This is a genomic window from Nitrospirota bacterium (genome assembly GCA_026387665.1).
In the GTDB taxonomy this organism is placed as follows: domain Bacteria; phylum Nitrospirota; class Nitrospiria; order Nitrospirales; family Nitrospiraceae; genus Palsa-1315.
This window is the reverse complement of sequence record JAPLLG010000013.1, coordinates 181,835-208,092: the sequence shown is the minus strand read 5'-3', so window position 1 is coordinate 208,092 and position 26,258 is coordinate 181,835. Positions and strand designations below refer to the sequence as shown.

The following is a 26,258-nucleotide window of genomic DNA, read 5'->3' as shown; positions in this document are numbered from 1 at the left end:
GGTCCGCGAACACGAGGATGACCAGGCTGCCCCGACCACTCTACAACAGACGGTGAGGGACTACGACGAGCAACTGACCGAGAGATGTTTGCCCCAGTTGGGAGGTGGAGCCGCATAGGCCTCCATGCCTGGCTGATCGCTGTAGGGATCGCGCAGCAGGGTGAGCAGCCGATCGATTTCCGAAAAGTCCTTCTGCTGCGCCTTCTCGATGGCGGTCTGCGCCAGATAGTTGCGGAGCACATACTTGGGATTGACGCGGTTCATGCGGACCGAACGGTCCTCGTCCCGGCTCCCTTCTTCGCGCAGACGGGCCTCATACCGGACGGCCCACTGGTCGAAGGCTCCACGGTCCACAAAGAAGTCGCGAAGTGGCTCGTTCTGCGCTACAGCTCCAGTCTGAAAGGCACTCAAGGTCCGAAAGAAAATGGTGTAATCCACATGGTGCTGGTGCATGAGCACCAGAAGATCCTGGATCAGCGACGCGTCCTCTTCCTTCGTCTCGGTCAGCCCGCACTTGGCCCTCATCAGTTCCATGTAGCGACCTTCGCACATGGGCGTGTAGCGATCGAGGGATGATTTGAGATCGTCCTTCTCTGCCAGAGGAAGCAGCGCCTGAGCCAGACAACTGAGATTCCACAGCCCGATGTAGGGCTGTTGATTAAAGGCGTAGCGGCCACTGTGGTCCGAGTGGTTGCAGATGAAGCCGGGATCGTAATCGTCCATGAAGCCGAAGGGACCGTAGTCGAGCGTGATGCCAAGGATCGACATATTGTCGGTGTTCATCACTCCATGGGACCAGCCGACAGCCTGCCATTGCGCGATGAGCCTCGCCGTGCGTTCGACCACCTCAGAGAAAAATCGCGCGTACTTGTCCGAGGTATCGATCAGATGGAGATAATGCTGCGCGATCACGTAGTCGGCCAGCACTTTGAGCTGCTCATGTTGTTTTCGATAATAGAAAATTTCGAACGAGCCGAACCGCACGTGCGAGGGCGCCATGCGCAGCACGATCGCGCCGGTCTCGACCTGTTCACGATACACTTGATGGTCGCTCCCGACGATGCAGAGCGCCCTCGTCGTCGGAATCCCCAAGCCGTGCATCGCTTCGCTGCAGAGATATTCCCGAATGGTCGAACGCAACACCGCGCGGCCGTCACCCTCCCGCGAAAAGGGCGTGAGACCGGCTCCCTTGAGTTGCAGGTCCCATTTCTCGCCCCGCTCATTCCGCACTTCTCCCAGGAGGATGGCGCGGCCGTCGCCGAGCTGCGGCACATAGACCCCGAACTGATGGCCTGAGTAAAGCATGGCCAGCGGCTCCATCCCCGGCGCAAGCATGCTGCCGCCAAACACACCGGCAAATTCAGGCCGCTTCGCTTGTTCCGGATCGAGGTCGATCAATTCAGCTGCTGCGGGATTGAAACTGATGAGATAGGGAGGCGACGAGAACGGAGTGGGTTGCAACTTGGAGTAGAAGGCCTCGGGCAAGCGGGCATAGGTGTTGTCGAACGACAATTCTTCAAGCTTACACAAGGATCGCATACCTTCTTATTTAGCATGGCATGAACAAGAATCGCCATCGCCGGATCAGCGAATGGCTTCGCCGCAAGCCGGCACAGTGGTTATTGGGCAGGCTCAGCCAGGGAGACGAACGCGTCCTTGTTTTCGTCATAGGCCCAGATATCGCCGGTGCGGATGGAGTAGACCCAGCCATGAAGGGTCAGCGTCCCGCGTCTCAGCCGCACGGCAACCGCCGGATGGGTCTTGAGGTGGTCCAGTTGAATCCGCACGTTCTCCTGGATGGTCGTCACCAGCAAGTCCTCTCCTTTAAGGTCGGCGTAATTTTCCCGCACGATGCGCCGCGTCGTTTCGGCCTGGATCATCCAGCTCTTCACGGCGGGCAGATCCTCAACCGATTCCGGGTGAAGGAGCGCTCTCATGACACCGCAATCCGTATGGCCACAGACGACGATATGCTTCACCCCCAGCACGGCGACAGCATATTCGATCGTGGCCGTGCTGCCTCCCATGGTCTCCCCATAGGAGGGAACGATATTGCCGGCATTCCGCAGAATGAAGAGTTCGCCGGGCTCAGCCTGTGTCAGCAAGGTGGGGTCGATGCGTGAGTCCGAGCAGGTAATGAACAGCGCGCGAGGGGTTTGGCCTTCGGACAGGCGGCTGAACAATTCGCGCTTGGCTCCAAAGATCTCCGCCTGAAACTTTTTAAACCCTTCAACTAATTTTTCCATCGCCTCTCTCCCTTATGTGGTCGACCCCACGGATTTCTCTTTCGAAACAGTCCATTCCACCAGAGAGCCTGACCGGAACTGTTCGATGTCTTTCCGATAGCAGGGCTCCGCGTCATGGAGCGGTTCTTTTGAGAGCCTCGCGACGGCGCACTGACAGCGACTCACGAACTACTGGCGGAAGATTCACTCGTTTCAAGGTCGTGATCGAGCGTAAACACCATGACCCGCTCACCGACCTGCGTGTCGATGTCTGTGAATAAACCGGTGACCTTCACGCCGGTAATGCCGGCGATCTCGCCGCACAGATTGTCCTTGCCTTGCGCCATCAAATTCTGGCGCATACGCTTGACCATCTCCACGCCATCCGCGTTCTTCACCAACTGACGTTCGGCTTGAGTCAGGACGCCTTTGAGTCGAACGACCACCATATCCCGGATGATGAAGGCTTTCACATCCGTCGGTCCGCGCCCCATGAAGTCCTGCTCGAATTTGATGACGGCCTGTCTGATCGCGTTGTGCATATCCCCCCGCTCAATGGCCCATTTCACAAGGGCCATACCATTGCGCTACGGCCTCCTCGTGCGAGGCGGATTATAGAGACCTTAGGACAAACAAGGCAATGACAGGAGCCAATTCTCGGCAGAATCCCTGCCGTCACTTTCAGCTGTTTTCCCAAGCAAATGGGACAAAGGACCCATGGGGATGGCCCCGATGTTCCTGTGCCGCTGGACCGAAAGATTCTTTGCGTTTGTCTCCGGAATCCTGCTACATCTTGGAATGGAAGACGGTGCCGCAGGCTTGATTTCCTAGAGAGATCTAGCGGAACCGTAGCGGGGAACTCACATAGGTGTAAACCCAACTCCACTATGGGGCACGTACGGTCGTCGGCTTCCCATTTCGGTTGGCCGATAACAATACAAGCCAGTGTGGTGCACTCTGACGAGTCGCGCCCGCTGGCTTTTTTTATTCCGTATACCGGGCGATATCGATGAGCACTCCAGAAGACATCACGAACTCCGTCATCACCGAGGCCCTGCGCAGGACGCCGTTCGTGTTTCGCAGAGTGAAGGGTACGACATGTCCTTCGTAATTCTCGTGCCGCTGCTCCCGCTGCTCGCAGCGCTCCTCGTCCTAGCGGGTGACGAACCCTCGCGACAGGAACGGGCCAAGATGGCGGCCTATCCCATCGGCGGGGCCTTTCTCGGCGCCATCGCGACGCTCTGGTGGGTGGCCACACAAGGGCCCATCACCCTCCGGTTCTACGATCCCGCGTCCCCGGCCACCCTGGCATTCCCCATCGGGTTCTATGTCGACCGCTTGAGCGCCGTCATGATGGTGCTGATCTCCGGCGTCGGAACGATCATCTACACCTACTCGATCAGCTACATGTACCAGGACCCTCACGATCGGCGATATCTGGCGCTCATCGGCTTCACGACCGCGGTGTTGCTGTGCATGGTGTCCAGCGCCAATTTAATGATGCTGTTTCTCTTCTGGCAGGTCCTGAGCTACATGCTCTATCTCCTGGCCCACAACCATGCCCATGCGGCAACGCTCGACGGCGCGTTCAGGACCTTTACCCTGTTACGGATCGGCGATGTCGCGTTTCTCTCAGGCACCGTGCTCGCCTACCAGTTATATGGGACGCTCGAATTTCAAGCCCTCTTCGCCAGGGCCGCCGACCAGCCGGGCATGCTGTCGCCCTGGCCTGGCGTCGAGATCAGCGGACCGACAGCCGTCACGCTCTTATTGTTCATCGGCGGCATGAGCAAGTCCGCGCAGTTTCCGCTGCATTTCTGGCTGCCCCGGTCGCTTTATGCGCCTACGCCGGTTCATGCGTTGCTCCACGCCGGCATCATCAATGCGGGCGGCTTCCTGATCAACCGCCTGGCGCCACTCTATGGTCTCAGCTCGACCACGCTGCATGTGGCCCTCGTGGTAGGCACGCTCACCGCGGTCCTGGGCGCCACCATGATGCTGGCACAGAACGACATCAAGAAGACGCTGGGATTTTCGACGATCGGACAGATGGGCTACATGATTATGGAATGCGGCCTGGGCGCCTTTTCGCTGGCCGTCTTTCACCTGATCGCGCACGGCCTCTTCAAAGCGACCGTGTTCTTAAATTGCGGGAATGTCATCCACAAGGCCCGCCAAGATCCGGAATCGCCTCATGCGGATCCTCGCGAGGAAGCCAAGGAGTTTTCCTCCCTGACCTGGTCAACGGGGTTCATCACCACGCTGTTGATTCCGCTCCTGATTCTCCTCGTGACGCACGGGGTGCTCCACATCCCCCTGCTGGAGTCTCAAGGGACCGTGATCTTTCTCTTCTTTATCTGGATCACCTCGTCCCAGGCCATCTTGACGCTCACACGGTTACGCGCCATCGCCTCCTGGAAAGTGTCCTCCGCGATGTTGCTGACCCTGCTCTTCGTCGTCTTCGTCTATCTGTTCGCCGTCGAGTCCTTCACCGCCTTCCTCTATCCGAATCCGGACGAGGTCGCATCGTACTTCCAGGCCGCAGACCTGCCGAACTGGCTCTTCGACAGCATGGTCATCATAGCTACGATTCTGACCGTGCTCAGTTGGGGCTATCTATACATGCGAGCCCATGGCCAGACGATGTGGATACCGGGATGGGTCGAAGGGCTACGCATTCGCCTGTATGTCATCATCATGAACCGGCTGTATATGGATGAGCTCTACCAGACGCTGGGGAAAGCCGTCATGCGCCTCGTCCACCGCATCGACAAGCGCAATGCGAGGTGGTCGGAGTGATGGAGCAGATGCTTACTCCCTGGCTCCTAGCCGCGGTTCCCCTGCTAGGCGCGCTGTTGGGCGTCGCGGTCTGGTCTCAGCCGGAGAAATTGAAGGCCTGGTCCGTCACCGTGACCCTGGTGAGTCTGCTCGCCGTCATCGTGAGCTTCTTCAGGCTGACGGGGTCCACCGAGGGGCTCCTCTTCGTCCTGCTCCTTCCGCTGGCCGCCTCTGTCTCGCTCCTGGGACAGCCGGTTCACCGGGACCATCGCCTGGCATGGGTCGTGACCCTGGTGTTTTTGGGAATGGGTTTGGGCATTCTCACGCTCCCGCCCCCTATCGGCTCGATCGCGCTCACGCTGCTCCTAGGCCTCATCACGTTCCTCCTCTATTGGCATCACGATCCCTTCTGGGGCCCCTCCTGGTTGGGCATCGGGACCTACGGGCTGGGAACGTTATGCGCGGGGATCGCGGCCATGACAGGCTCGGCCATCCCCTCGCTGCTGGCCTGCATGATCCTGCTGCCCCTGGTCCCCTTCCACCATGGCTATGTGGCGGCACTCACGCGATTACCCGGCAGCCTCCCCTCGTTCACCGTACTGTTGCTTCCCGCAATCGGGCTGCACAAGCTCGCCGCGCTGATCCCTGCCGTATCGGAATTTGAAACCTTGCCGGTGATCGTCTTGGCTTTGTCGGGCGCCCTCTATGGAGCGATCAAGGCGCTGGCGCAGTCGCGCGTGCGGCTACTCCTCGCCTATGGCAGCCTGTCGTTCTTCTCCCTCCTCTGGTGGTTCGTGGCCACCTCGCGGACTGTCAGTCCACAGGCCGCGGTCTTCCTGGGCAGCCTGGCCCTCGTGACTGCTGGACTCCTCCTCGCCTGGCAGGTGATCCGGACACGCTACGGCGACGATGTGGATCCGCGAGCCATCAGTGGGCTGGCTGCGCAGATGCCGCAGTTTGCCGTGTTGATTTCCCTCCTGGCCTTGGCCGCGATGGGGCTGCCTCCCTTTGGGGTCTTCGCCGGCTTCATGGGGTTACTCTTCGCATCGCCGCTGACCCTCTCGATGGCCCCCTTCGTCGTCGCCATCACCTGGCTCGCGGCATCCTGGTACATCCTCGATCTGGTGCAAGGGCTGCTCTTCGGCCGCAAACGCCCGGATCTCCGTTATGAGGATGTACGTCAGTCCGAATTCACCTCCCTCCTGATCGTGGTGATGATCATGTTCGCCTTGGGTCTCGCGCCAACCAACCTGTTCGAGGGGGCGCCGCGATCGACCGGCACCGGGGCCATCATGGAGCCAGTCTCATGGAATCGCTAGACCCATCCGTCAACATGGAAACCAGACGCATGGAGCTCCGGGGCGTGATCCGCCTCGCGAGCGAGGTCGTCGCCCAATATTGGCCGATGCGGACCTTCGTGCATCACAATCCGCTCCATAGCCTCGAATATCTTCCGTTCGAAGAAACCGTTACACGAGGAAAACAATTCCTCGGAGGAAATGGCTATCTCCCCAGCGAGCTCTATCGCCACTATCTCCGTTCCGGCCGAATTCAATCCCGCCATATGGAAACGGCTGTGGCTCCGCTGGCGCGCGACGAATACGCGACGATCGGCTTGCATCGCGTGTCCCACGGCGAAGTGCTCCGCGCCTGTCTTGCCGAAGGCCTCTGCACACCGGTCGAGGAACCGTTGGATGCGCGATGGGAGCACGATCCCTACCACCAACTGGACGTCTCGATCGCCGACCGCTTGGAAACGGTCTTGCCCAATCCGAATGTGGACGAACGCGTACGGGGCCTGGTCCACTGCAACCAGACATCGCTCGGCCGATGGATGACGCTCTCACATTGGTGCGATCAGGCGCTGGGCACCACCATTGTCGACCGGATCAACCGTGAACTGATCAAGTGGTGTGGGGCGTTCCTGGACGAAGGCCATGCCACCTGGGCCATGCCGGGACGGGAACAGGGCTTGTACCTGGCCTGGAAAGCCCTCGCGGCCCATGAATGGTCGCCCTGCGGCATTTCCGACAGCAAACGGAAGATTGCCAGCCTGCCCGACTATCCCGAAGATACGTTGCTGGAAAGTCTGGACGCGCTCGGCATTCCCGCAGACCTGCGGCAGGATTATCTCTCCCTGCAACTTACGGCGCTGCCGGGATGGGCCGGTTTCATTAAATGGCGTTCGGAAGAGCGCGACTACGAATGGCAGCGGGCCTATCCGGTCGGAGTGGTCAAGTATCTCGCGATCCGTCTCTGGTATGTGCGTGAGCTGGTTCAGCAAACCTGCCGGGAGGAACTCGGCATCGAGGGAACGTATCAGTCTGTGACCGACTATATGCGGCAGCGTTCCAAGGAATATTTCCTGCGTCGGGAACGGGTCGCCGGCCGGCTTCCCGCAATCTATGCGGAGGAAGTCGACCGGCTGCGGCATCAGCGCACGCAAGACTGGGACGAATTGTACGAGCGCTACCGGTCGGATGTCGCGCCCCGCCAGCTCCGCGTCGCCCGCCATGGCGCCGCCAAGCAGTTGCGGTCCCTCGCGCTGGCGCTGCAGCTCGATCCGACCACGCTGATGACCACGGCGCCGGACGAACTCGTCCGCCTCGTCGAGTGGATGAAAACCTTCCCCGAATCGGACCATGGACCGGTCTGGCTCAAGGCCTTCGAAGCCGGCTATCAGGAACGACTCCTCGGAGCGCTCGCCCGATCACCGGTCGCGCAGCCCCCATCCGGCGTCGAATCGGGACTCGAACGGCCCCATTCGCAATCGGTGTTCTGCATCGATGTCCGCTCCGAACCGTTCCGGCGGCATCTCGAATCCAGCGGCGCGAACGACACCTACGGGTTCGCCGGCTTCTTCGCCGCCTTCATCCGCTATCGCGCCTGGGGCAAGGAGCATGACACGGAACAGTTCCCCGTCATCATGCGCGCAAAGAACGAGGTGCGCGAAATCCCCCGCAGCTATCTCGATCATGTCGTCTCGAAACATGAGGCCCGGACCAGAATGGTCCATGCCGGCCATACACTCCTGCACGACCTGAAAGAAAATGTCGTCACGCCCTACGTGATGGTGGAATCGGTGGGCTGGTTCTATGGCCTCCCGATCATCGGGAAAACGTTTCTGCCCTCTCTCTACCGGCGCTGGACCGATTGGCTGCAGCGCCTCTTCGTGCCATCCATCGCCACGACCCTCACCATCGATAAACTGGCGCCGACCGATACCGCCGAAATGTTGATGGCCGAACAACAGGCCACCATCAGGCAGGCGCTCCAAGAACGTACCGGCCTGCGCAGTTCTCAAATCACGCCGGCGCTGATCGAGGCCTTGCGGCAATGGGCCTTGAGCGGTGACGTCGAGCCGGACGCGGCGCTCGTCTCAGCCGCAACCCAGGCCGGACTCTCGACGAAAGCGCTCACAATCTTCGTCACGACGTTGCGCCAGCGCTACGGCATCAATCAGCGCTCGGCCTCCCGGCAGAAGGAGCGGATCACGCGCACCGGCTTTACGCTCGACGAGCAGGTCCTGACAGTGGACACGGCCTTGCGGATGATGGGCCTCACGCATCAGTTTGCGCGCCTCGTCCTGTTCTGCGCGCACGGCAGCACCTCTGAGAATAATCCGTTCGAATCCGCCCTGGACTGCGGCGCCTGCGGAGGCAACGAAGGCAAACCCAACGCGCGCGTGCTCGCCATGATGGCCAACAATCAAAAAGTACGGGAGCGCCTGGCGAAAAACGGCCTCGTGATTCCGTCCGACACGCACTTCCTGGCCGGGCAAGTCGATACCACGACCGATGCCGTCCAACTCTTCGATTTGGAGGATGCGCCGCCGACGCACCGCGCGGATATCGCGCGGCTGACCCAAGACCTTCGCGAAGCCTCCCGCCTCACGAGTCTTGAACGTTGCACCCGCTTTCCCGATCTCGCCGAACCGCTGCCGGCCCCTGAATCGATCGCGCATGTGCGCCGCCGCAGCGTGGATTGGAGCCAGGTGCGCCCGGAATGGGGCCTGTCGAGCAACGCGTCCATCGTGATCGGCCGGCGGGACTTGACCAAAGGAATCGATCTAGGCGGACGCGCCTTTCTGCAATCGTACGACTACCGCGAAGATCCCAGCAGCCGCTTGCTCGAAGTGCTGATGACCGGGCCGCAAGTCGTGGCTCAGTGGATCAACATGGAACATTATTTTTCCACGGTGGATAATGAGGTCTATGGCAGCGGGAGTAAGATCTACCATAATGTCGTAGGACGTTTCGGCATCATGTCCGGCCCCTGGAGCGACCTCCGGCTCGGGCTCGCCCTGCAGACCGTCATGAACGGCGAGGTGCCGTACCATGAGCCGATGCGGCTCCTGTCCGTGATCGAAGCGCCGCGCGAGCGGATCGTGAAGCTGATCGGGCGTCATGAAGTGCTGCAGCAGTTCTATCACAACGAGTGGGTCCACCTGGTCGCGCTGGAGCCGGAGGAGGGAGTCTTCTATCGGTATCGCCCGACCGGCGAGTGGGCCAAAGTCGACTCAGGAGCCGGCTTTTGAATGCGAGCATTCTGAACAGAATTATTCACCAAGGAAGGAGCTGAACCGTGGGCGGGTTGATATTGCATCCGATGAAAGAGATCCGGGTGATCGTGGCGGGAGAACACCGGCCGTTTGTGACGGACCTGCTGGACCGGGTCAACGCGACCGGCTATACGATCATCGGCAATGTGTCAGGCAAAGGGCATCATGGCGTGCGTGAAGCCCACTTCATGTTCAGCGAGCAAGAAAGCCTCGAGATGATCATGACGGTCGTCCCGGAAGAAAAGGTGGAGCCCATCCTGGCAGGACTACGGCCGCTGTTCGATCGGCATTCCGGGGTCATGTTCGTCACAGACGTGGCGGTCAGCCGGCAGGAGTACTTCGGGAAGACCCCCACAAAGTAGCGCAACAGATCCGGCACGAAAGCCGAACAGGTCCGATCCGTCTCCAGAAACCTCCCGGAGATGCAGCGCCCGGTCGGTTCGCTCGCCCTTGTCTTCCAGGATCTGTTTGTCTAAAATGAGCCCGTCGTCAGCTGGCAGGAGGTGGGCATGAAGGGTTTACGCTTCGAGCGCATCGGGAAAGACCGTTACTACAATGTGGTGTTCCACATGGGGAGCAGCTACGTGCCGGTCAGCGACGAGACCGTGGAAGAACTCAAGGCCAAGAGCCTCCTTCCGGTCGAGCGGTTCCTCGACCTCTTAGTCGACCGAGTGGGCTACTCCTCCTACCTCAAAAACCAAATCCGCACCGAGCTCAAATCCTCCGGCGATCCGGTCACGCAGATCACGGTCCTACAGGGCGCAATCCGCGAACTCTAGTCGGCTGCTGAAAATTCCGACTTCTCACCCGCCCAACCCCCAGCGCGCCAAGACGCGCTGTTTTCCCAAGCTTCGTTCTCGTGCGCGTGCCTCCCTGCGACGTACCGCAAGGGTACGCCTCAGTCGTCCCGCTTCCTGCGGCCTCACTGGATGAAATTTTGAACAGCCGCTGAAATCTCTGAAAACCGTTCCCCGTTGAACTCACCCGCACTTTTACTTCGCTCGCACATTCGCCTTCGACAGACCCCCAGGTCTCCCTTTCAGCACCTTGAGTCGTCGATCTGTCACTCGAACACTTTTAGTCGTTCGACGAAGGGCTCGCGCCCGCGCCAGTAAAGTATCGGCATCGACCGGCGCCGCATGCGTCATCTGTTTACGCGCAGGAAAACCTTCCTCTTTCACTAAGCGGACCTGAAGTCGATATCCCAGCGCAGAGGCATAGCGCTTCAATGTTCCGATGGAGGGAGAATGCTTCCCCATTGCCGTTTCCAGACGGGCCACCGCGAATTGCGTGGTTCCGATTCTAGCCGCGAGTTCAGCCTGAGTGAGTCCCGCATCGGCCCTTGCTTTAAATATCTCGTCGAGAATCTCGAACTCCTCTTTGAGCCCTTCATACTCTCGACGCACATCCGGGCGAGCCAGCGCACGAGCTTTAAAAGCTTTCAGAATGTTTCGCATCTTTCATTGCCTACGTCTTCGTTGACCATCTGTTTGAGCAGCCACGGTCGAATACATGAGGGACAGCTAAAAACCCGACTTACTTCGGATTATTGATGTAGCTGTAGCCCAGCCGTTGCATGCAATTCTTTTCGATGATCTGTCCCTTGAAGGGCTCGTCGGTCTTGTTGCGCTGCGAGTCCAAATAGGCCACTTTCTCGCAATGAGCAAGATCGTCCTGGGTTTCCAACTCCGTTCGCCCGGCCTGCTCCCAATGTCCGGAAGGGGTCGTCGCACAGCCAAACAACATTCCAATCAGCACCGTTAAACAGAGTGTTTTCATGATGCCTCCTTTTGTTGCGACCCATGAACCCCCTGGTGAATGACGAGCACTACTCTATCCCCACTAGGGATACATCGCAACTCCATGCACCTGCATGCCTTGATGCCCAGATACGAACAGGGCATGATGCGCGTCGGTGAGTGAACCGGGAACTGATGATGAAACATTTTCTATTTTTGGCGTTGTTTCTGGTGGAATTGCTGGAGCAGTTCACCTCGGCATTCGGCGGCCCACTCCGTGACAGGCTCGAGGAGCGGCTCGAAAGCCGCCGCGCAGCTGCACCATCTGACGATGCCGCAGAGATGGATCCCAGCGATCAGTCAACGACCGGCGTACGCCTCCCGCCTGGCGCGCGACTCGAACGGGACCTATCGTACGGCAACGACCCTCAGCAACGTCTGGATGTCTACATGCCCGCCCAAGCCAAGGCGGCTCCGATCATCTTCATGGTGCACGGGGGTGCCTGGATAATCGGCGACAAGGGGGCCTCGGCCTTCGTCTCGAACAAGGTCGCGCATTGGCTGCCCAAGGGCTACATCCTCGTGTCGTCGAACTACCGCATGTCTCGACAGCCCAACCCGCTTGACCAGGCCGACGACATCGCCCGCGCGCTGGCCTTCGTGCAGACCAAGGCCCCATCCTGGGGAGGCGACCCAGCCAGAGTATTGTTACTGGGACATTCCGCCGGAGCCCATCTGGTTTCCCTGCTGGCTGCCGACCCGCGCATCGTGACCAGCAAAGGCGGCACACCCTGGCTCGGCACCATCGTGCTCGACAGCGCCGCCTACGACCTCGTCGAGATCATGCAACGGAAACACAAAGGTTTTTATGATCGTGTGTTCGGCAAGGACCGCGCATTGTGGACTGCCGCGTCCCCATACCACCGGCTGACAGCCGCGCCGGCACCGATGTTCGTGGTCTGCTCGTTGCGCAGCGACGGTACCTGCCCGCAAGCACGAACCTTTGCGTCCAAGGCCATCGAACTAGGTGGGAAGGTCACCGTGCTGCCGGTAGATATGAAGCACGGGGAACTCAACAAAGAGCTGGGTCTTCCCAGCGACTACACCGCGACGGTCGAAAACTTCATGCGCTCGCTCGGCCTCCCGTAATCGGTTGCTGAAACAGGCGCCCAACTTCGTTCTCAGCTCGAAAAATCCTCAACGTACCCCAGAGGGTACGCCTCCGGTGTTTTCTCGCCTGCGGCCTCGTTGACCACCTGTTTGAGCAACCGCACGCTCTACCGCCTTTTTGTCCTTGCTATAGACAATTTTCAACAGACTCGCCATACACTCTTTAATCGGAGCTATGTGCTTGCAGCACTTCTCAGTCTATCCATCATTTTGTCAGCCTGAATAAAGATAAATTCTTTTCCCAACTTTTCTTTCTTGAGAAAACCTTTTTCTGCTAATTCGAGCAAGTCGTTGCGAGATGTCTGATAGACAATCCCGTGAGCAGTTCGGTGGGTTTCGAATGTGTAAATCTCTTGAGGATGTTGAATGGCATGAGATAGAAGACTTCTCTGACGCAGATTTAAGCCTGGGTATTTCTTCAAGGCATAGCTCAATCCAGCCAGCTCTTTCTGCTTTCTTCCGATATAACTCAGTATCTCTTCGCACGCTAGCTTTGTTGCCCTTAGGTTATAGAGGAGAAAGTACGTTAGATCATTTTCGTCGGTTTCTGTATGAACATACGCATGAACGTACTGTCCGGGCGATCGTTGTATGTATCGTGATATGGCTAAGTATTCAAAAAGCATGTAGTCCCGAGATAGGAGATACCAATACATCAATGCCCTTGCCGTTCTTCCATTTCCGTCAGTGAACGGGTGGTCATAGGCTAACCAGAAATGGAGCATTACAGCTTTTATGACAGGATGCACCCATTTGCTTTGGCTATCTTCATTGGCAAATCTGCAAAATGCCTGTAATCGTTCTGGCAGAATCTTGAAGTCAGGGGGTATGTGGACGGTTTCTCCTTTGTATTCGACCACTATTTCATTGCTAGTCCTGATACGACCTGAATCTTCTGGATGGTCCAACGTGTCTGCGGTAATTCGTTGATGAATTTCGATCACGAGCTCTTTCGAGAGACTGACCTTTCTATTCTCTCTGATGAACTGCATGGTTTCCCAGTTGTTCAGAATCATCTGCTCGCTTCTGTCTTTTGGTTTTCGTCCTGTTTGTAGTAGCTCCTTGGCTTTCTTGGTTGTGGTTGCAGCACCCTCTAACTGACTGGAGGCGATCGCTTCATCCATTAGCGATCTAATGATGTACTGCTCTTTCCCCGGCAATGGACCTGGATGCTCTGACACAATGTTGCCACCAGCCCAGACATCGATGTCGTGGAGATACCTTTGAAGAGCATCCGGTATCCAGTACCAAAACGGCACTCCTTGCTTATCTGTGAACGGAGCCTGTTTGAAATTCGCTCGTCTCCCAAGTTTTAATAGTGTCCATACTTCCTCATGGGTTAATCCATTTGGGATCGGGACATATCTGAAGCGATGCCAGTGTATGTAGCGCTCGTTTGCTCTCTGGATCGTTTGTTGAAACTCTGGCTTAGCTCCCAACTCAAAGAGGGTTCGCAACCGCTCTGGGCTTTTAACAGTCTCAGCGAAATTTGGGGGAGTTAGGACAAGTGCCATATTTACCAAATACTAAAATGTACTAAAGATTTATAAATTAGTATGTGATTAATGTCAACAAGTACTAATTCTCGTAAAAATAGTACAAAGTAGTAGTTCACTGATAAGTCCTTTGTATATCAATTAATTATACGGCTACTAAGAGCCACTGAAAGAGATTCATTAGTAAGAGGCGGGCTTCGATTAACTTACCGCAAAGAAAGTTTCCTAATTTACTGGCGGCATCCTGAGTGAACTCTTGTCGGCTGCTGAAAGTTCCAACATCGCTTCCTTCTCGCGCGCGTACCAACCTGCGACGTACTGCAAGGGTACGCCTCGGTCGTCCCGCTTCCTGCGGCCTCGCTGGCGGAAATTTTGAGCAGCCTCTGGAGTACCCGAAAGAAAACAAAGGGGTCTGACCTCTTTAAATCCCCTAATATATCAATTTTACCGTTGACCAACAACAGTTATTTTGATAAAATAATCAAATAAAAGGAGGGCATCCATGAATACGGCGCAAAAGGTTATCGATAAATTTGGTAGCCAGACGGCTCTGGCTGAGATAATAGGAAAGGGTCAAAGCACCGTTGCTCACTGGGCAAAGACAGGGGTAATACCGGCAAAGTGGCACGGCCCCATTCTCGATGCGGCGAAGTCGCGTGGCATTTCACTAAGCCCGAACGATTTGATATTTCGTCAAACGTCAGAGATTGATAAGGAAGAAAAGGAGCATATAAACAGTGTTGTTATTCTCGCCGAACCCCAGACGCGAACCAACGCTCCGGTTCCAATTGCACGGGAGTCTTTTGATGATGGCCCGGCCACCTCACCATTCTTGTTCTATTCGTCAGCAGACGGAAGCGTAAAAGTATGGGTTTTAGTTGAAGGGGAAACTGTGTGGGCAACGCAACAGGGTCTAGCTGAAATATTTGATACTACAAAGCAAAATATTAGTTATCACCTTTCAAATATTTTCAATGACTTAGAGCTAAGGCAAGCAGCAGTTGTCAAAGAAATCTTGACAACTGCCTCTGATGGGAAAAAGTACGCAACGGCTTTCTATAACCTGGACGCGATAATTTCAATAGGCTATCGGGTCAATTCCTATCGAGCCACACAATTCAGGAAGTGGGCGACAGAAGTTATTAAAGGCTACTTAATCAAAGGCTATGCCCTTAACGATGATCGTCTAAAGCAAGGCGCAAAGCTGTTTGCCAAGGATTACTTTGATGAACTGCTTGAGCGCATTCGGGAAATACGCGCATCAGAAAGGCGCTTCTATCAAAAGATTACCGACATTTATGCGCAGTGCAGTATTGACTACGACAAGGACTCCCCTATCACGCAACAGTTCTACGCGCAGGTGCAAGACAAACTGCATTATGCGATTCACGGCCATACATCCGCTGAACTGATTGCAACCAGGGCCGATGCGACAAAGCCTCACATGGGCGTAATGCATTGGAAAAACGAAGGCAAAAAGGGGAAGGTAACTAAATCCGATGTTCTTGTTGGGAAGAATTACCTAACCAAAGAAGAAATAGAAGACCTTGACAGACTTGTAAGCATGTACCTTGATTTTGCGGAAAGTTTCGCTAGGCGGAACAAAGCCCTAACGATGAAAGACTGGGCAGAAAAGCTAGATGACTTCCTGGAGTTCAACGACTACAAAGTCCTCGATAGCCATGGAAAAGTTAAAAGAGAACATGCAGAGCGTCACGCGATCCATGAATATGAAAAGTTCCGTGTAATCCAAGACATAGAGTATAAGTCAGACTTCGACAATGTTGTCGATGAAATCAAGGTGAAAAAGACGTTGCCCAAATCGGAAAGCGCGGATAGCTAGACGCTTATAAGCTTAGATGATACCGGCTATGATCCTAGCATCTGGGCTTGTTGGTAGACTTTTTCTTTCGTGGCTTCTTAGGCGTGAGCGCCTCCCCTATTAGCCGCTTCGACTACGGAGTAAGCAGGTTTATGCCTGCGGGATTCTTCTTGCCTTTCTTCTTTTTAGCTGTGGGCTTTGGCATGTCGACGTGATGCCAGGGCCCGTAAAAACAAAGGGGTCTGACCCTTTTAAATCCCCCGGACATGTTGTTGCCATCACGAGACGACGGTAACAACGTATTGTATTCAAAATTGCTCCGATTACATTCATTGACTTACCTAGGTTAGTAGGGTAAGTTTCCTGACCTATGAAACTAAAGACTGTGCGAAAACGCCACAAGACATTTCCTCTTGAGATGGAGGATAATCTGCATAAGGCTTTAAAGTATAAAGCGATCGAATCCGATCAGACGCTTCACTCTTACATCATTGAAACACTGACCGCTAAGGTGCAAGAAGAGCCAGCGCATTACATCGCTAGCCGCCAAGCTGCGAACTCTGGTGAGAGAAAAAAATGAGCGCTCCTTATGTTAATGGCTCCTCGGTGTGGCCTCTTCGGTGCTCTGAGAATGAGCCTGTCCAAATAGTTAGTGGGGACGTCCGCGATAAACTGTCATCCCTACCCGATGAAACAGTTCATTGCTGCGTGACATCACCGCCGTATTGGGGAATGCGAGATTATGGTTATCGTGGCCAAATCGGCGCGGAAGAGACGATTGAAGAATACATTTCGAACTTAGTCGCCTGTTTTAGAGAAGTGCGTCGTGTACTGAGATCCGATGGCACGTTTTGGCTGAATATCGCTAACACTTACACCTCTGGTGGCCGCGGCTGGCGCGATAAGGATACCAAGAATCCTGGACGGGCGATGTCGTATCGCCCTGACACGCCCGAAGGATTAAAGCCCAAGGATTTAATCGGTGTAGCCTGGATGCTAGCGATGTCTCTTCAACGTGACGGCTGGTATCTTCGCTCTGACATTATCTGGCATAAGCCGAATTGTCAGCCTGAGTCCGTCAAGGATCGAGTAACGGTTTCGCATGAATATCTGTTTATGTTCTCAAAAAGCGAGAACTACTACTTTGATCAAGAGGCCATTAAAGAGCCCACGGCGGATGGAAAAGGACGTAAGAACAAGCGTACGGTCTGGCAAATCAATACAGAACCGTGCAAGGAAGCTCACTTTGCCGTGTTTCCACGCGCCCTCGTTCGTCCTTGCATCCTTGCAGGATCCCCCAAGGGTGGGTTGGTACTTGATCCGTTTCTTGGAAGTGGAACGGTCGGTATCGTCGCAATCGAAACAGGTCGCCGATGCGTAGGCATTGAAGTGAAAGCAGACTATATCAATATTGCTAAACAGAGATTGCTGGGGGTATCACCAGCTTTGTTCACAGGGCGTCCGTAGGTAGCTCAAACTTCCACGAGGCATGAACGAGACACAAATCTTTTCTCAGCCCTTTAATCTGTAGTTTTCGTTCGCCCCCACCATCAAAGTACAGGCTGTACAGAGCCTTTTCTCCCTTTTCGACATAGCAGTACCCAGGCTTTGGAGATTGCTTGCTACTACTCATCATTTTCAATCGACCAGTAGCGGCTTTCTTAAGAAGCGCTTTGGGAATCTCAACCAACTCATAAAAATATTCGGGTGTCCCCTTCTTTAGTGCTCGAAGAATTAAGATTCGCTGAATTCCCGCCAAGGCCCCAAGAAACTGTGCTCTCAAGCCTATTAAGTCACTAGGATCATCTCCCCACTGACCCCCGCCAAGCTCCATAAACTTTGAAATATGGATCGTGTCAGAGCGAATGGCTTTTGCCGCCTCAGTCTTGAGGGAAAAGTTTTCGTCTCTGATTCGTATGTCGTAGCCCCTCTGTCCGCGCGGCGCAAGAGCTGCGTCAATCTCGTCCGTTTTCAATACACTCTCAAGAGCGTACTCAAACTTGTCCTTTGAAAAAGGCTCACGAGAGAAGCAATGATGGAGACGCAATGCATCGCCAAAGTCTTCCAGTACACGCTCCGAAATGAGTCCCGAAGTTTTAGATTTCCAATAATCTCGCGGGAGAGAGAAAACGCTGACAATGCGATCAATAAGTTGGAGTCTATAATCCGAGAGCGTTGGGATCGCGGTAAGAAGACGCTCTATTCTTTTTGATCGAGTCATTTGATATAAACGCCGTTGGGTTTAAGCGTTACAATTTTATTGTGGTTGTCGAACGACTACACCCTCGCAGGGCGCGGCCCTCATGTTATTCTTCTACTACCCCACAAAGAGGGGTTGAGGCCTTCTTCTTCGACTGCGCGCATCGAGGGACCACTGTCTCATCGTGGGGCCTCTGCGAGCAAGGAAGAAGGAGGCCTCAGACCCTCTTCAATCCGCCATTTGGCCTTCCTGAAACAGCTGATTCAAAATCGCGTTTTTCTTTTCGGGGTCTTTGTAGAATTTGAGCGCCTTGGTGAAGTTGTCCAATGCGCTCTCGCGCTTTCCCTTTTGGGAATAGTATTCGGCGATGCCGTGGTAGGCCCGGGGGTCTTGGTCGTTGGCCTTGAGGGCGCGGTTGAAGGCTTCGTAGGCGGCCTGCATATGCTGTCGGCCCAGCGCCATCCAGCCGATCGCCGCGTGCGCCGGACCGAAGTTCGGATCAGCGACGAGGGCCGCTTCATATTCTTTTTGCGCCAGGTCCAGACGTCCGCGCGTATCGTAGAAATCTCCCAGCGCGAAATGCACCGCTGCGTCCTTGGGATTCAGGCGCAGGGCTTCCTTGTAGGACTGTAAGGCAGGCTCAAACTTGCCCTGCTCGGCGAGGGCGCAGGCGAGGTTGGCGTGGGCCACCGCATCGGTAGGATGCAGCTTGATCACTTCGCGATATTGGGGGATCGCCATCTCCAGCCGGCCCTGCTCTTGATAGGCCACGCCCAGGTTGGTGCGCGCCGGCACATAGGAAGGGTCCAGCCGGACGGCTTCGCGGTATTCCTTGATGGCCATTTCCAGGTGGTCGGCCCGTTCATGGATCTGGGCGAGAAAATAATGAGGATAGGCGGACTGAGGCGCGAGCTTGATCGCTTCCTTGTAGGACGTGATCGACTGTTCGGACTGGCCTGACTGGGCGAGGAACAGGCCCATCACGAGATGGGCGTTGGCCTGCTCCGAGTGGCCCGCGACGAATCCCTCGACCCATTCTTTGACCTTGGCAATGTCGTCCAATTCTTGTAGGCACTTGGGGTGCGTATTCCAGGCGTCGGCAAACTCTCCGCGCAGCAGATAGATGACGTTCAAGGCGAAATGGGGCCGCGGATCGCTGGCCGTGCTCGTGGCGGAATGACGGGCCCAGGCCAGCGCGGCAGGCAAGGCCTGATCCCATTGGCCGGCCAAGAGAGTCGTTTCACATTGTGCTTGGTAATCGGTCATCGGGGTCGGTCCGGTCTATCTGGTGAGAGTGTCTTCGATGTCCGGCGAGGTGGCCTGCATGCGATCCCCGAGCATGGGATAGCGCGCCGCGATTTTTTGTTTCATCAGCCAGGCGATGGTCCGGTAGGACCAATGGCCTTTTACGCCGGAACGGATTCGCGCGATATATTCGGCTTCGGCATAGTCCATCTTGAAGAGGCAGCGGACCTTGAAGCCGAACGGCGTAGCGTAGAGCGATCCCTCCGCGCTGGTTTTCTTGAGCTGCTCGATATCTGAACGGACCGCATCCATCGCCTGCCGATATTCCTGGTCCAGCCCAGCCTGTACCAACGGCGGCGGCACGTCATAGCCATGCAATGTCGTAAAGTTCTGTTGGATCTGCTGGCAGCGCCGGTGCCGGTGCATGTCGCGCCAGCCTCCGATATCCATCAGCACGTCAAAGGTGAAGGCGTAGCCGCTGCGGAACTCTTTGATGAGTTCGTCGTAAGGGCCGCGCGCGCTCATCGCCACGTCGATGGTGTCCTGTTTCTGTCTCTCCGTCCAGGTGCGGACGACCGCCAGAATGTTCCGGTAGGGCGCGTGAGAGACACGGTACAACAGGGTCGTGACGATTTCGTCGATGGGATCGTGGGGCTCGATGAGGTCCACCGGTTCCGGCTCGCCCCAGGAGGCCGGCTGATCCAATCCTGTTCCCCTGAGCGCGTTCTTCGCATATTTGGCCAGGTCCAGGTAGACCGAGGCCTGATAGTCGTTCGCCTTGGCATGGCGCGCCAACGTCGGGGCGAGGGGTTCCTGTTCACCGGGCTGACCGCAGAGTTCGCCCCAGAGGTTCTGGGGTGGCCGTTGGCAGGCATCTTTGAGATCGGCTCCGATCGCATGCAGTTCCGGCAATTGCGACGATAAGAGTCTGGTGATTTGTTTCTCCAGCGTCCTGATGCTGACGACTTGCCCGACGTTCGTCTTGGCCGCGAGGGGCAGGAGATAGCGTGTCACGTCGAAAGCCCGCGCGGCGATCGTCCGTTGATAGTCGGCCGGCTTCATCGACTCGGGGCGCGGTTCACGCTCCGAAATAAATTGGATCAGGGGCTGGTGCAACAGCTTATAGATTTCGCCGAGGCTGCGGAGAATGCCCTGGTAGGTGCCTTCCGTCTCCGTCCCGCGAATGGAATCGGGCACGAACCAGGCGCCAGAGGCGAAGTTCTGATACCGGCTGGACTTCGCCTGGCCGTCCCACAGTTGCTCGTCTTCAAGCCGGATCGCGGCGAGTTCGGAGATCTCTTCGAAACAGATAATGACGTGGCCCAGATCGGCGATGGAGGCATGGCCGTAGTCGAAGTAGAACTGGTCCCAGAACTTTTCAGACGAATGGCCATGGACCCAGCGGAGGCTGCTCTCGATCGAATCGGGCGAGCGGCTGTAGCGGGCCAGGGCATAGGCGGATTTCTCGGGCGGCATCGGTGCCAGCGCGATGACGCGGCGGGTCGGCTGATCGATACTCATGAAACATCCCCGGACAACAGATAGGCCGCGAACTATACCCCCGCGCGGCGGTCGGCGCAAGGATCTCGGACGTCATTCGCAAAAACTGTAGAAGCGGCCGACGAATGCCGATTCGGAACTAATTGACGCATGGCGAGTGACGTTTGACCGGCTTCTCTGCGTTGACTTGCCCGCAACCCGTCGCTATAGTCCCACTTCTTTCTAGAGGTCCGCGGATAAACTGTTGATGGCAACAGGGAAATACTGCGCAGGATGCTCAAAATGGCCATCAGCAAGGCCGCAGCCGCTGGAAGCACCGGAGGCGTAGCCCCTGGCTACGTTGAGGATGCTTTCGAGGTGAGAACGAAGCTGGCGGGCTTTTTCAGCATCCTGCTCGACGGTCGCTAACTATGGACATTATTAAAGGGATCAAGGGCGTTAAGGACATCCTGCCAGAGGAGACGCCCCGGTGGCGTTTCATCGAGGATGCGGCCAGGCGCTGGGCTCTCTGCTATGGCTATCAGGAGATCCGGATCCCCATCTTCGAGCTGACCGCGCTCTTTGCCAGGAGTATCGGGGCTGCGACGGATATCGTCGAGAAGGAGATGTATACCTTTCCCGACCGAGACGGGACCTCGCTGACCCTGCGCCCGGAAGGCACAGCCGGCACGGTCCGCGCCTTCATCGAGCATAATCGGGCGGCCGATCCTCTTCCGCAGAAATATTTCTACATCGGACCGATGTTCCGCCATGAACGGCCTCAGGCGGGAAGGCTTAGGCAGTTCCATCAATTCGGCGTTGAGTCGTTCGGCACGTCGGACCCGCGCGTCGACGTCGAGGCTATCGCCCTCCTGTGGCGCCTGCTCTCAGATCTGGGTTTGCCGGACCTAACGCTTGAGATCAATAGTTTGGGCAGCGCCGGCGATCGAGCAGCCTACAAGCCGATCCTCCTGACATTCCTCGCACAACAGGAAGCCAGTCTCTGCGCCAACTGCCGGCGCCGGATGGAAACGAATCCTCTGCGAGTATTGGACTGCAAGATACCGGAATGCCGGACTGCGACCGAGTCTGCTCCCAAGCTGACCGACCATCTCGCGCCGGAAGCCCGCGCCCATTTCGACCAGGTCCTGGCCGGCCTCCAGGCCATTGGGGTTCCCTACAAGTTGAATCCTCGTTTAGTGCGGGGGCTCGACTACTATTGTTTGACAAGTTTTGAAATTACCTCGACCCATTTGGGCGCACAGAACGCAGTTGGCGCCGGCGGACGGTATGACGGTTTAGTGGAAACGCTCGGCGGCCCCTCTGTTCCGGCTGTCGGATTCGCCGTCGGACTTGAACGGGTATCCCTGATGCTCCCGGAGACAATGTCGTCCTCGCTTCACGAATGTCTCTATTATGTCGCGGCCTTCGGAGAGAACGGCACAAAGCTCGGACTCGTGCTGCTCGACGAGCTTCGCAGATTAGGCCTCTCGGCCCAATGTGACTATCGCGCCGCCACGCTCAAGGCCCACCTGCGCCAAGCCGATCGATCGAAGTGCCGGTACGCCATTCTTTTGGGTGATGATGAAGCAGGTCGTGGCTCCGTCATCCTTCGCAATCTGGAGTCTAAAGCCCAGGAAGAACTTCCTCTGGTTGGTCTTGCCTCCCTCCTAAAATCTCGCACTATCCCCTCGTAAGACCTCATATTTTTGATATTGACTTTGTGTGGAAAACCCCGTACGCTCGTTCGCGTTACACTTCATAAGTAATTGATTGTATTGACGTCTTTAGTTAATTACTATGGCAGCTCGCAAGCTCGGTCTCTTGTTATCCACAGCCCCTTCTCATCCCAGCGTTGAGACTGTTGTTCAACTGGCTCACGCTGCTCTGCGTCGTGGCGTTGAGGTCTATCTCTATCTCATTGATGAGGGAGTCAAGATGGTCACAGACTCGCGCTATCTTGGCTTAATTGATGCGGGAGTAAAGCTGTCTGTCTGTGCTTATGGTTGCCAGCAACATGGTGTCCCAACTGCCACGGTGGATTCGAGGGTTTCATTATCCGGGTTGGTCGTGTTGTCTGGAATTATTGATGGGTGTGATCGCTTTTTGGCGTTTACATAAGACGTTGTTCTTATTGTTTTCAGTTTTTTATGTCGAAACGTATTGCGGTGGTGATTTCAGAAGATCCTTATGTCACCGCTCGTCCGGTTGAGGCTCTTCGTATTGCACTGGGGCTTTGTGCTGGGGACCATGAAACGACCGTCGTTCTCTTAGGCCATGCTTCCCGTCTTTTAATGACGGATACGGAAGAGATTCTGGATGTTGATATCCTTGAAAAATATCTTCCTTCGTTTAAACATCTCTCTGTTCCCTTTATTGTCGAACCGGGAACAGTCATGGATGATTGGTCTGATAGTTTTTCTGTGACGATTCGCACAGCTGATGACATTAGACAGTTAATTCGCACTGTTGATAGAAGTCTCGTGTTTTAAGGATGTTATGAGTATGACGCTCTATCTTCTTCGACAACAGCCAGATCAGATCTCGCACTCGCTTTTTGATGCGACTGATTCAGATATAGAAGTTGTTTCTATTGAGCCGATCCTATCGATGATTCCTTCTTCGTATGACGACTTGATTGATAAAATCTTCTCATCGGAAAAGGTCATTGTTCTATAGGTTTGTTAGTGGCTCTTCTTCTAATTTATTATGTATAAGAAAGAATTAGTCGTCGTAGTAGGAGTAAGAGTAGGTTCTGTGGATATTGTGAATGGGAATTAACATATTGAATTTATGGGCAGGCTCACACGCTGTCTATGTGGAGATAGTTGGGGATTGACTCTGGGTAACCCCTGCATGCAGAGTCAGTAACCTGTGTTAATCGGAGTAGTAGACCGTGGATGAATTCTCCTTTGAGATGAAAAAGTTGAGATCGAAGACCTAAAGACAATCTGAAGAACCAGGTTATCCACAGGTGTGAATAAGCCTGTGTATGAAGAATGATACAGAAATAATGACTAGCGCAACTATCTGGCAGGACGCCTTGGCTCATATCCAAGGGAAAGTGCCAAAACAAGTTTATGATACGTGGTTTACGCCGATTCACCTTGAAAGAATTGAGGATTCTACAGCTCAACTGGGGGTCCCGAATAAGTTCTTCGGGGACTGGCTAAGCCAGCATTATGGGCCTCTCCTGATGGAAGCGATCTCAGCGGCCAGGGGTGGTGAGGAAACGTCGATTACGTTTGCCATCTCTCATAAGCAACCGACGAGCCAATCCGAGAGTGGTGGGAGTTCTGCTGTAACGAGCCGTCAGACTACCGGGGCGCGGCCGAAACGGGGCATCCAGCTCAATCCCAAATACACATTTAAGAATTTCGTGGTGGGCGCAGGGAACCAGTTTGCCCATGCGGCCTGTATGGCGGTCGCGGAGCAGCCGGCGAAAGCCTATAACCCGCTCTTTATCTATGGGGAAACGGGGCTGGGGAAGACCCACCTCCTGAACGCCATTGGCAACTATGTGGCGGAACGGACCGACCTCCGCATTGCCTATTTGACGACCGAGCAGTTTACGAACGAGGTCATCAACTCCATTCGCTACGACAAGATGATGGATCTGCGGAAGCGATACCGTCATATCGATATGTTGATGATCGACGATATTCAGTTCCTGGCGGGCAAGGAGCGGACGCAGGAAGAATTCTTCCACACGTTCAACGCCCTTTATGAAGCGCATAAGCAGCTGGTCCTCTCGAGCGATCGCTTTCCCAAGGACATGCCTGATATCGAGGAGCGTTTGCGGTCGCGGTTTGAATGGGGCCTGATTGCGGATCTCCAGCCACCGGACGTGGAAACGCGCATTGCCATCTTGCGGAAAAAGTCCGAGGATGAAGGCGTTACGTTGCCGGAAGATGTGGTCCAGTTTCTCGCCACCACGATGAAGAGCAATATCCGCGAGCTTGAAGGTTCGCTGGTGCGTCTTGGCGCCTATGCCTCCCTCACCGGTCAAACGATTACGCTGGAGATGGCGAAGAATGTGCTCCGGGATCTGATCGGCACTAAGAAGAAGATCGTGTCCATGGACGATATTCAGGAAACAGTGGGCGCACGCTTCCATGTGAAAATTTCCGACCTGAAATCCCGTCGCCGGAGCAAAACGCTGGTGCATCCGAGACAGATCGCCATGTATCTCTGCCGGGAACTCACGGATTCCTCGTATCCCGAGATCGGGCGGCAGTTCGGGGGCAAAGACCACACGACCATCATCCATGCCTGCAAACAGGTCATCAAAGCAAAAGATAGCGACAGTGCATTGAGTGCCACGTTGGACAGCTTAAAGGAGCAGATCCTGCGAGCGTGAGCCACGCGCTAAGGGGAAAGATATTATGAAACTGCGTATGGGACGAGTCGAGCTCTTGACGGGCCTCCAGCGGGTTCAAGGTGTCGTGGAGAAGCGCAACACGATGCCGATCCTCTCGAACATCTTGATCGAGGCGAAGCAGGAGGGGGTGGAAATTGTCGCCACCGACCTCGAAATCGGCATGCGCGGCCTCTACAAGGCAACCGTGGAAAAACCCGGAGGGGTGACGGTCTCGGCCCGAAAGCTCTATGAAATCATCAAGGAGCTGACGGTCAATGATATCGAAATCACGTCCGGCGAGAATAATTGGACGACGATTCAAGCCGGCAAGAGCCAATTTAAGATCGTGGGTCTCCCCAGCACCGACTATCCTGCCTTGCCGACGATCGAACGGGAAGGGCTCATTCCCCTCGCCGGGGCCGGATTTTTAGAGCTGATTCGTAAGACGCTCTTCGCGGCCGGGGACAATGACGCGCGCTATATCCTCAATGGGTTGCTGGTGACCCTCATTACGTCGGAGAAGAAAACGATCTTGCGGCTGGTCGGCACTGATGGACATCGGTTGGCGGTAGCCGAGCAGGAGGTTGGAAATGCCGGAGTCAAAGGGGCTCCGCAAGAAATCAAGGCCATCATTCCCAAGAAGGCGGCGCATGAGATGCAGCGTCTCTTGGAAGAGGGTGGCGAGGGCGAGCCTCTGATCGGGTTTACCAAAAATCTCATGATCTTCCGGAAGAGCGGGCTGTTGCTGACCTCGCGGTTGATGGAGGGGAACTATCCGAACTATCAGCAAGTGGTTCCGAAAGAAACCGGCAGAAAGATCGGGGTCAATCGCAATGAGCTGGAAAGCGCGCTCCGGCGTGTCTCCGTTCTGTCCCGTGACAAGGCGAATGCGGTGAAGGTGTCGTTTGTCACAGGACAGATGACCCTGTTCTCCAGCAATCCTGATTTCGGGGAAGCGACCGAAGAGCTGGCGGCGCAGTACGAAGGAGAGGCCCTGAACACGGGGTTCAATGCCCGCTATCTGCTGGACGTCCTGGGCGTGATGGATGGAGAGACGATCTCTCTGCAGATGGACAATCCGTTGAGCCCCTGTTTGATCCAGGAGTCGGACAGTCCCGGGTTCAAGTGCGTCGTGATGCCAATTAAAATCTAGCTGAGTTCAGCGACGGGCGGTCAGCCGCTG

General features: G+C 55.7%; 22 protein-coding genes and 1 pseudogene. 14 read left to right on the top strand and 9 right to left on the bottom strand.

The features are described from left to right. Window positions 1-60 precede the first annotated feature (60 nt). The 3 genes from NT179_11700 to NT179_11690 all read right to left on the bottom strand — a co-directional run bounded on the left by NT179_11700 (window position 61) and on the right by NT179_11690 (window position 2,803). On the bottom strand, window positions 61-1,539 hold the full coding sequence (locus NT179_11700; GenBank protein MCX5722671.1) for a YdiU family protein: 1,479 nt from the start codon (window positions 1,537-1,539) through the stop codon (window positions 61-63). A gap of 80 nt (window positions 1,540-1,619) precedes the next feature. Then, window positions 1,620-2,246: a carbonic anhydrase gene (locus NT179_11695; protein ID MCX5722670.1), complete on the bottom strand. Its 627-nt coding sequence runs from the start codon at window positions 2,244-2,246 to the stop codon at window positions 1,620-1,622. Between the two features lie 161 nt (window positions 2,247-2,407). After that, window positions 2,408-2,803 carry a DUF2294 domain-containing protein gene (locus NT179_11690; GenBank protein MCX5722669.1) on the bottom strand — a complete coding sequence of 132 codons (396 nt, stop codon included), beginning with the start codon at window positions 2,801-2,803 and terminating at the stop codon, window positions 2,408-2,410. Window positions 2,804-3,323: 520 nt separating this feature from the next. On the opposite strand from NT179_11690, the gene NT179_11685 reads away from it, so the two are divergent. The 5 genes from NT179_11685 to NT179_11665 all read left to right on the top strand — a co-directional run bounded on the left by NT179_11685 (window position 3,324) and on the right by NT179_11665 (window position 10,343). Beyond that, window positions 3,324-5,024: a proton-conducting transporter membrane subunit gene (locus NT179_11685; GenBank protein MCX5722668.1), complete on the top strand. Its 1,701-nt coding sequence runs from the start codon at window positions 3,324-3,326 to the stop codon at window positions 5,022-5,024. After that, window positions 5,024-6,322, top strand: a complete 1,299-nt coding sequence (locus NT179_11680; GenBank protein ID MCX5722667.1) for a proton-conducting transporter membrane subunit — start codon at window positions 5,024-5,026, stop codon at window positions 6,320-6,322. Before NT179_11685 ends, NT179_11680 begins: the two co-directional genes overlap by 1 nt. Beyond that, entirely contained in the window at window positions 6,310-9,540 is a 3,231-nt protein-coding gene (locus NT179_11675) for a DUF2309 domain-containing protein (GenBank protein MCX5722666.1), read from the top strand. Before NT179_11680 ends, NT179_11675 begins: the two co-directional genes overlap by 13 nt. Window positions 9,541-9,587: 47 nt before the next feature. Continuing rightward, entirely contained in the window at window positions 9,588-9,926 is a 339-nt protein-coding gene (locus tag NT179_11670) for a P-II family nitrogen regulator (GenBank protein ID MCX5722665.1), read from the top strand. A 147-nt stretch (window positions 9,927-10,073) separates the two neighbouring features. Further along, window positions 10,074-10,343 carry a hypothetical protein gene (locus NT179_11665; protein ID MCX5722664.1) on the top strand — a complete coding sequence of 90 codons (270 nt, stop codon included), beginning with the start codon at window positions 10,074-10,076 and terminating at the stop codon, window positions 10,341-10,343. Between the two features lie 399 nt (window positions 10,344-10,742). Here the strand turns inward: NT179_11665 and NT179_11660 are convergent. Further along, window positions 10,743-11,021: pseudogene (locus NT179_11660) on the bottom strand (helix-turn-helix transcriptional regulator). A 79-nt stretch (window positions 11,022-11,100) separates the two neighbouring features. Further along, window positions 11,101-11,343 (bottom strand): hypothetical protein, encoded by a 243-nt coding sequence (locus tag NT179_11655; GenBank protein MCX5722663.1) that lies wholly within the window; start codon window positions 11,341-11,343, stop codon window positions 11,101-11,103. 155 nt (window positions 11,344-11,498) lie between these two features. Here NT179_11655 and NT179_11650 point away from each other — a divergent pair, with 155 nt between their 5' ends. Beyond that, a complete protein-coding gene (locus tag NT179_11650) occupies window positions 11,499-12,452 on the top strand; it encodes an alpha/beta hydrolase (protein MCX5722662.1) in 954 nt (317 codons plus the stop codon). Window positions 12,453-12,646: 194 nt separating this feature from the next. On the opposite strand, the gene NT179_11645 is transcribed toward NT179_11650, so the two are convergent. Next, window positions 12,647-13,987: a Fic family protein gene (locus tag NT179_11645; GenBank protein MCX5722661.1), complete on the bottom strand. Its 1,341-nt coding sequence runs from the start codon at window positions 13,985-13,987 to the stop codon at window positions 12,647-12,649. Between the two features lie 769 nt (window positions 13,988-14,756). Here NT179_11645 and NT179_11640 point away from each other — a divergent pair. Continuing rightward, window positions 14,757-15,812: a virulence RhuM family protein gene (locus NT179_11640; GenBank protein ID MCX5722660.1), complete on the top strand. Its 1,056-nt coding sequence runs from the start codon at window positions 14,757-14,759 to the stop codon at window positions 15,810-15,812. 555 nt (window positions 15,813-16,367) lie between these two features. Continuing rightward, the gene (locus NT179_11635) at window positions 16,368-17,258 is read left to right on the top strand and encodes a site-specific DNA-methyltransferase (GenBank protein ID MCX5722659.1); all 891 of its coding nucleotides are present in this window, start codon (window positions 16,368-16,370) and stop codon (window positions 17,256-17,258) included. Here the strand turns inward: NT179_11635 and NT179_11630 are convergent. The 3 genes from NT179_11630 to NT179_11620 form a co-directional block, all read right to left on the bottom strand. Further along, window positions 17,242-18,012: a restriction endonuclease gene (locus tag NT179_11630; GenBank protein MCX5722658.1), complete on the bottom strand. Its 771-nt coding sequence runs from the start codon at window positions 18,010-18,012 to the stop codon at window positions 17,242-17,244. The two genes, NT179_11635 and NT179_11630, sit on opposite strands and share 17 nt — an antisense overlap. A 207-nt stretch (window positions 18,013-18,219) precedes the next feature. Beyond that, window positions 18,220-19,257: a tetratricopeptide repeat protein gene (locus NT179_11625; GenBank protein ID MCX5722657.1), complete on the bottom strand. Its 1,038-nt coding sequence runs from the start codon at window positions 19,255-19,257 to the stop codon at window positions 18,220-18,222. A 15-nt stretch (window positions 19,258-19,272) separates the two neighbouring features. Further along, complete coding sequence (locus NT179_11620) at window positions 19,273-20,757, bottom strand: FAD-dependent thymidylate synthase (GenBank protein MCX5722656.1); 1,485 nt, start codon at window positions 20,755-20,757, stop codon at window positions 19,273-19,275. 261 nt (window positions 20,758-21,018) lie between these two features. Here NT179_11620 and NT179_11615 point away from each other — a divergent pair, with 261 nt between their 5' ends. The 6 genes from NT179_11615 (at window position 21,019) to dnaN (ending at window position 26,228) form a co-directional block, all read left to right on the top strand. Next, window positions 21,019-21,144, top strand: coding sequence for a hypothetical protein (locus tag NT179_11615; protein MCX5722655.1), 126 nt, complete (start codon window positions 21,019-21,021; stop codon window positions 21,142-21,144). Window positions 21,145-21,146: 2 nt separating this feature from the next. Then, complete coding sequence (hisS, locus tag NT179_11610; GenBank protein ID MCX5722654.1) at window positions 21,147-22,412, top strand: histidine--tRNA ligase; 1,266 nt, start codon at window positions 21,147-21,149, stop codon at window positions 22,410-22,412. A 103-nt stretch (window positions 22,413-22,515) separates the two neighbouring features. Beyond that, window positions 22,516-22,836, top strand: coding sequence for a DsrE family protein (locus NT179_11605; GenBank protein MCX5722653.1), 321 nt, complete (start codon window positions 22,516-22,518; stop codon window positions 22,834-22,836). 29 nt (window positions 22,837-22,865) lie between these two features. Continuing rightward, window positions 22,866-23,207: a hypothetical protein gene (locus NT179_11600; protein ID MCX5722652.1), complete on the top strand. Its 342-nt coding sequence runs from the start codon at window positions 22,866-22,868 to the stop codon at window positions 23,205-23,207. A gap of 518 nt (window positions 23,208-23,725) precedes the next feature. Further along, window positions 23,726-25,075, top strand: coding sequence for a chromosomal replication initiator protein DnaA (dnaA, locus tag NT179_11595; GenBank protein MCX5722651.1), 1,350 nt, complete (start codon window positions 23,726-23,728; stop codon window positions 25,073-25,075). A gap of 25 nt (window positions 25,076-25,100) precedes the next feature. Beyond that, window positions 25,101-26,228 (top strand): DNA polymerase III subunit beta, encoded by a 1,128-nt coding sequence (gene dnaN, locus NT179_11590; GenBank protein ID MCX5722650.1) that lies wholly within the window; start codon window positions 25,101-25,103, stop codon window positions 26,226-26,228. Window positions 26,229-26,258 lie beyond the last annotated feature (30 nt).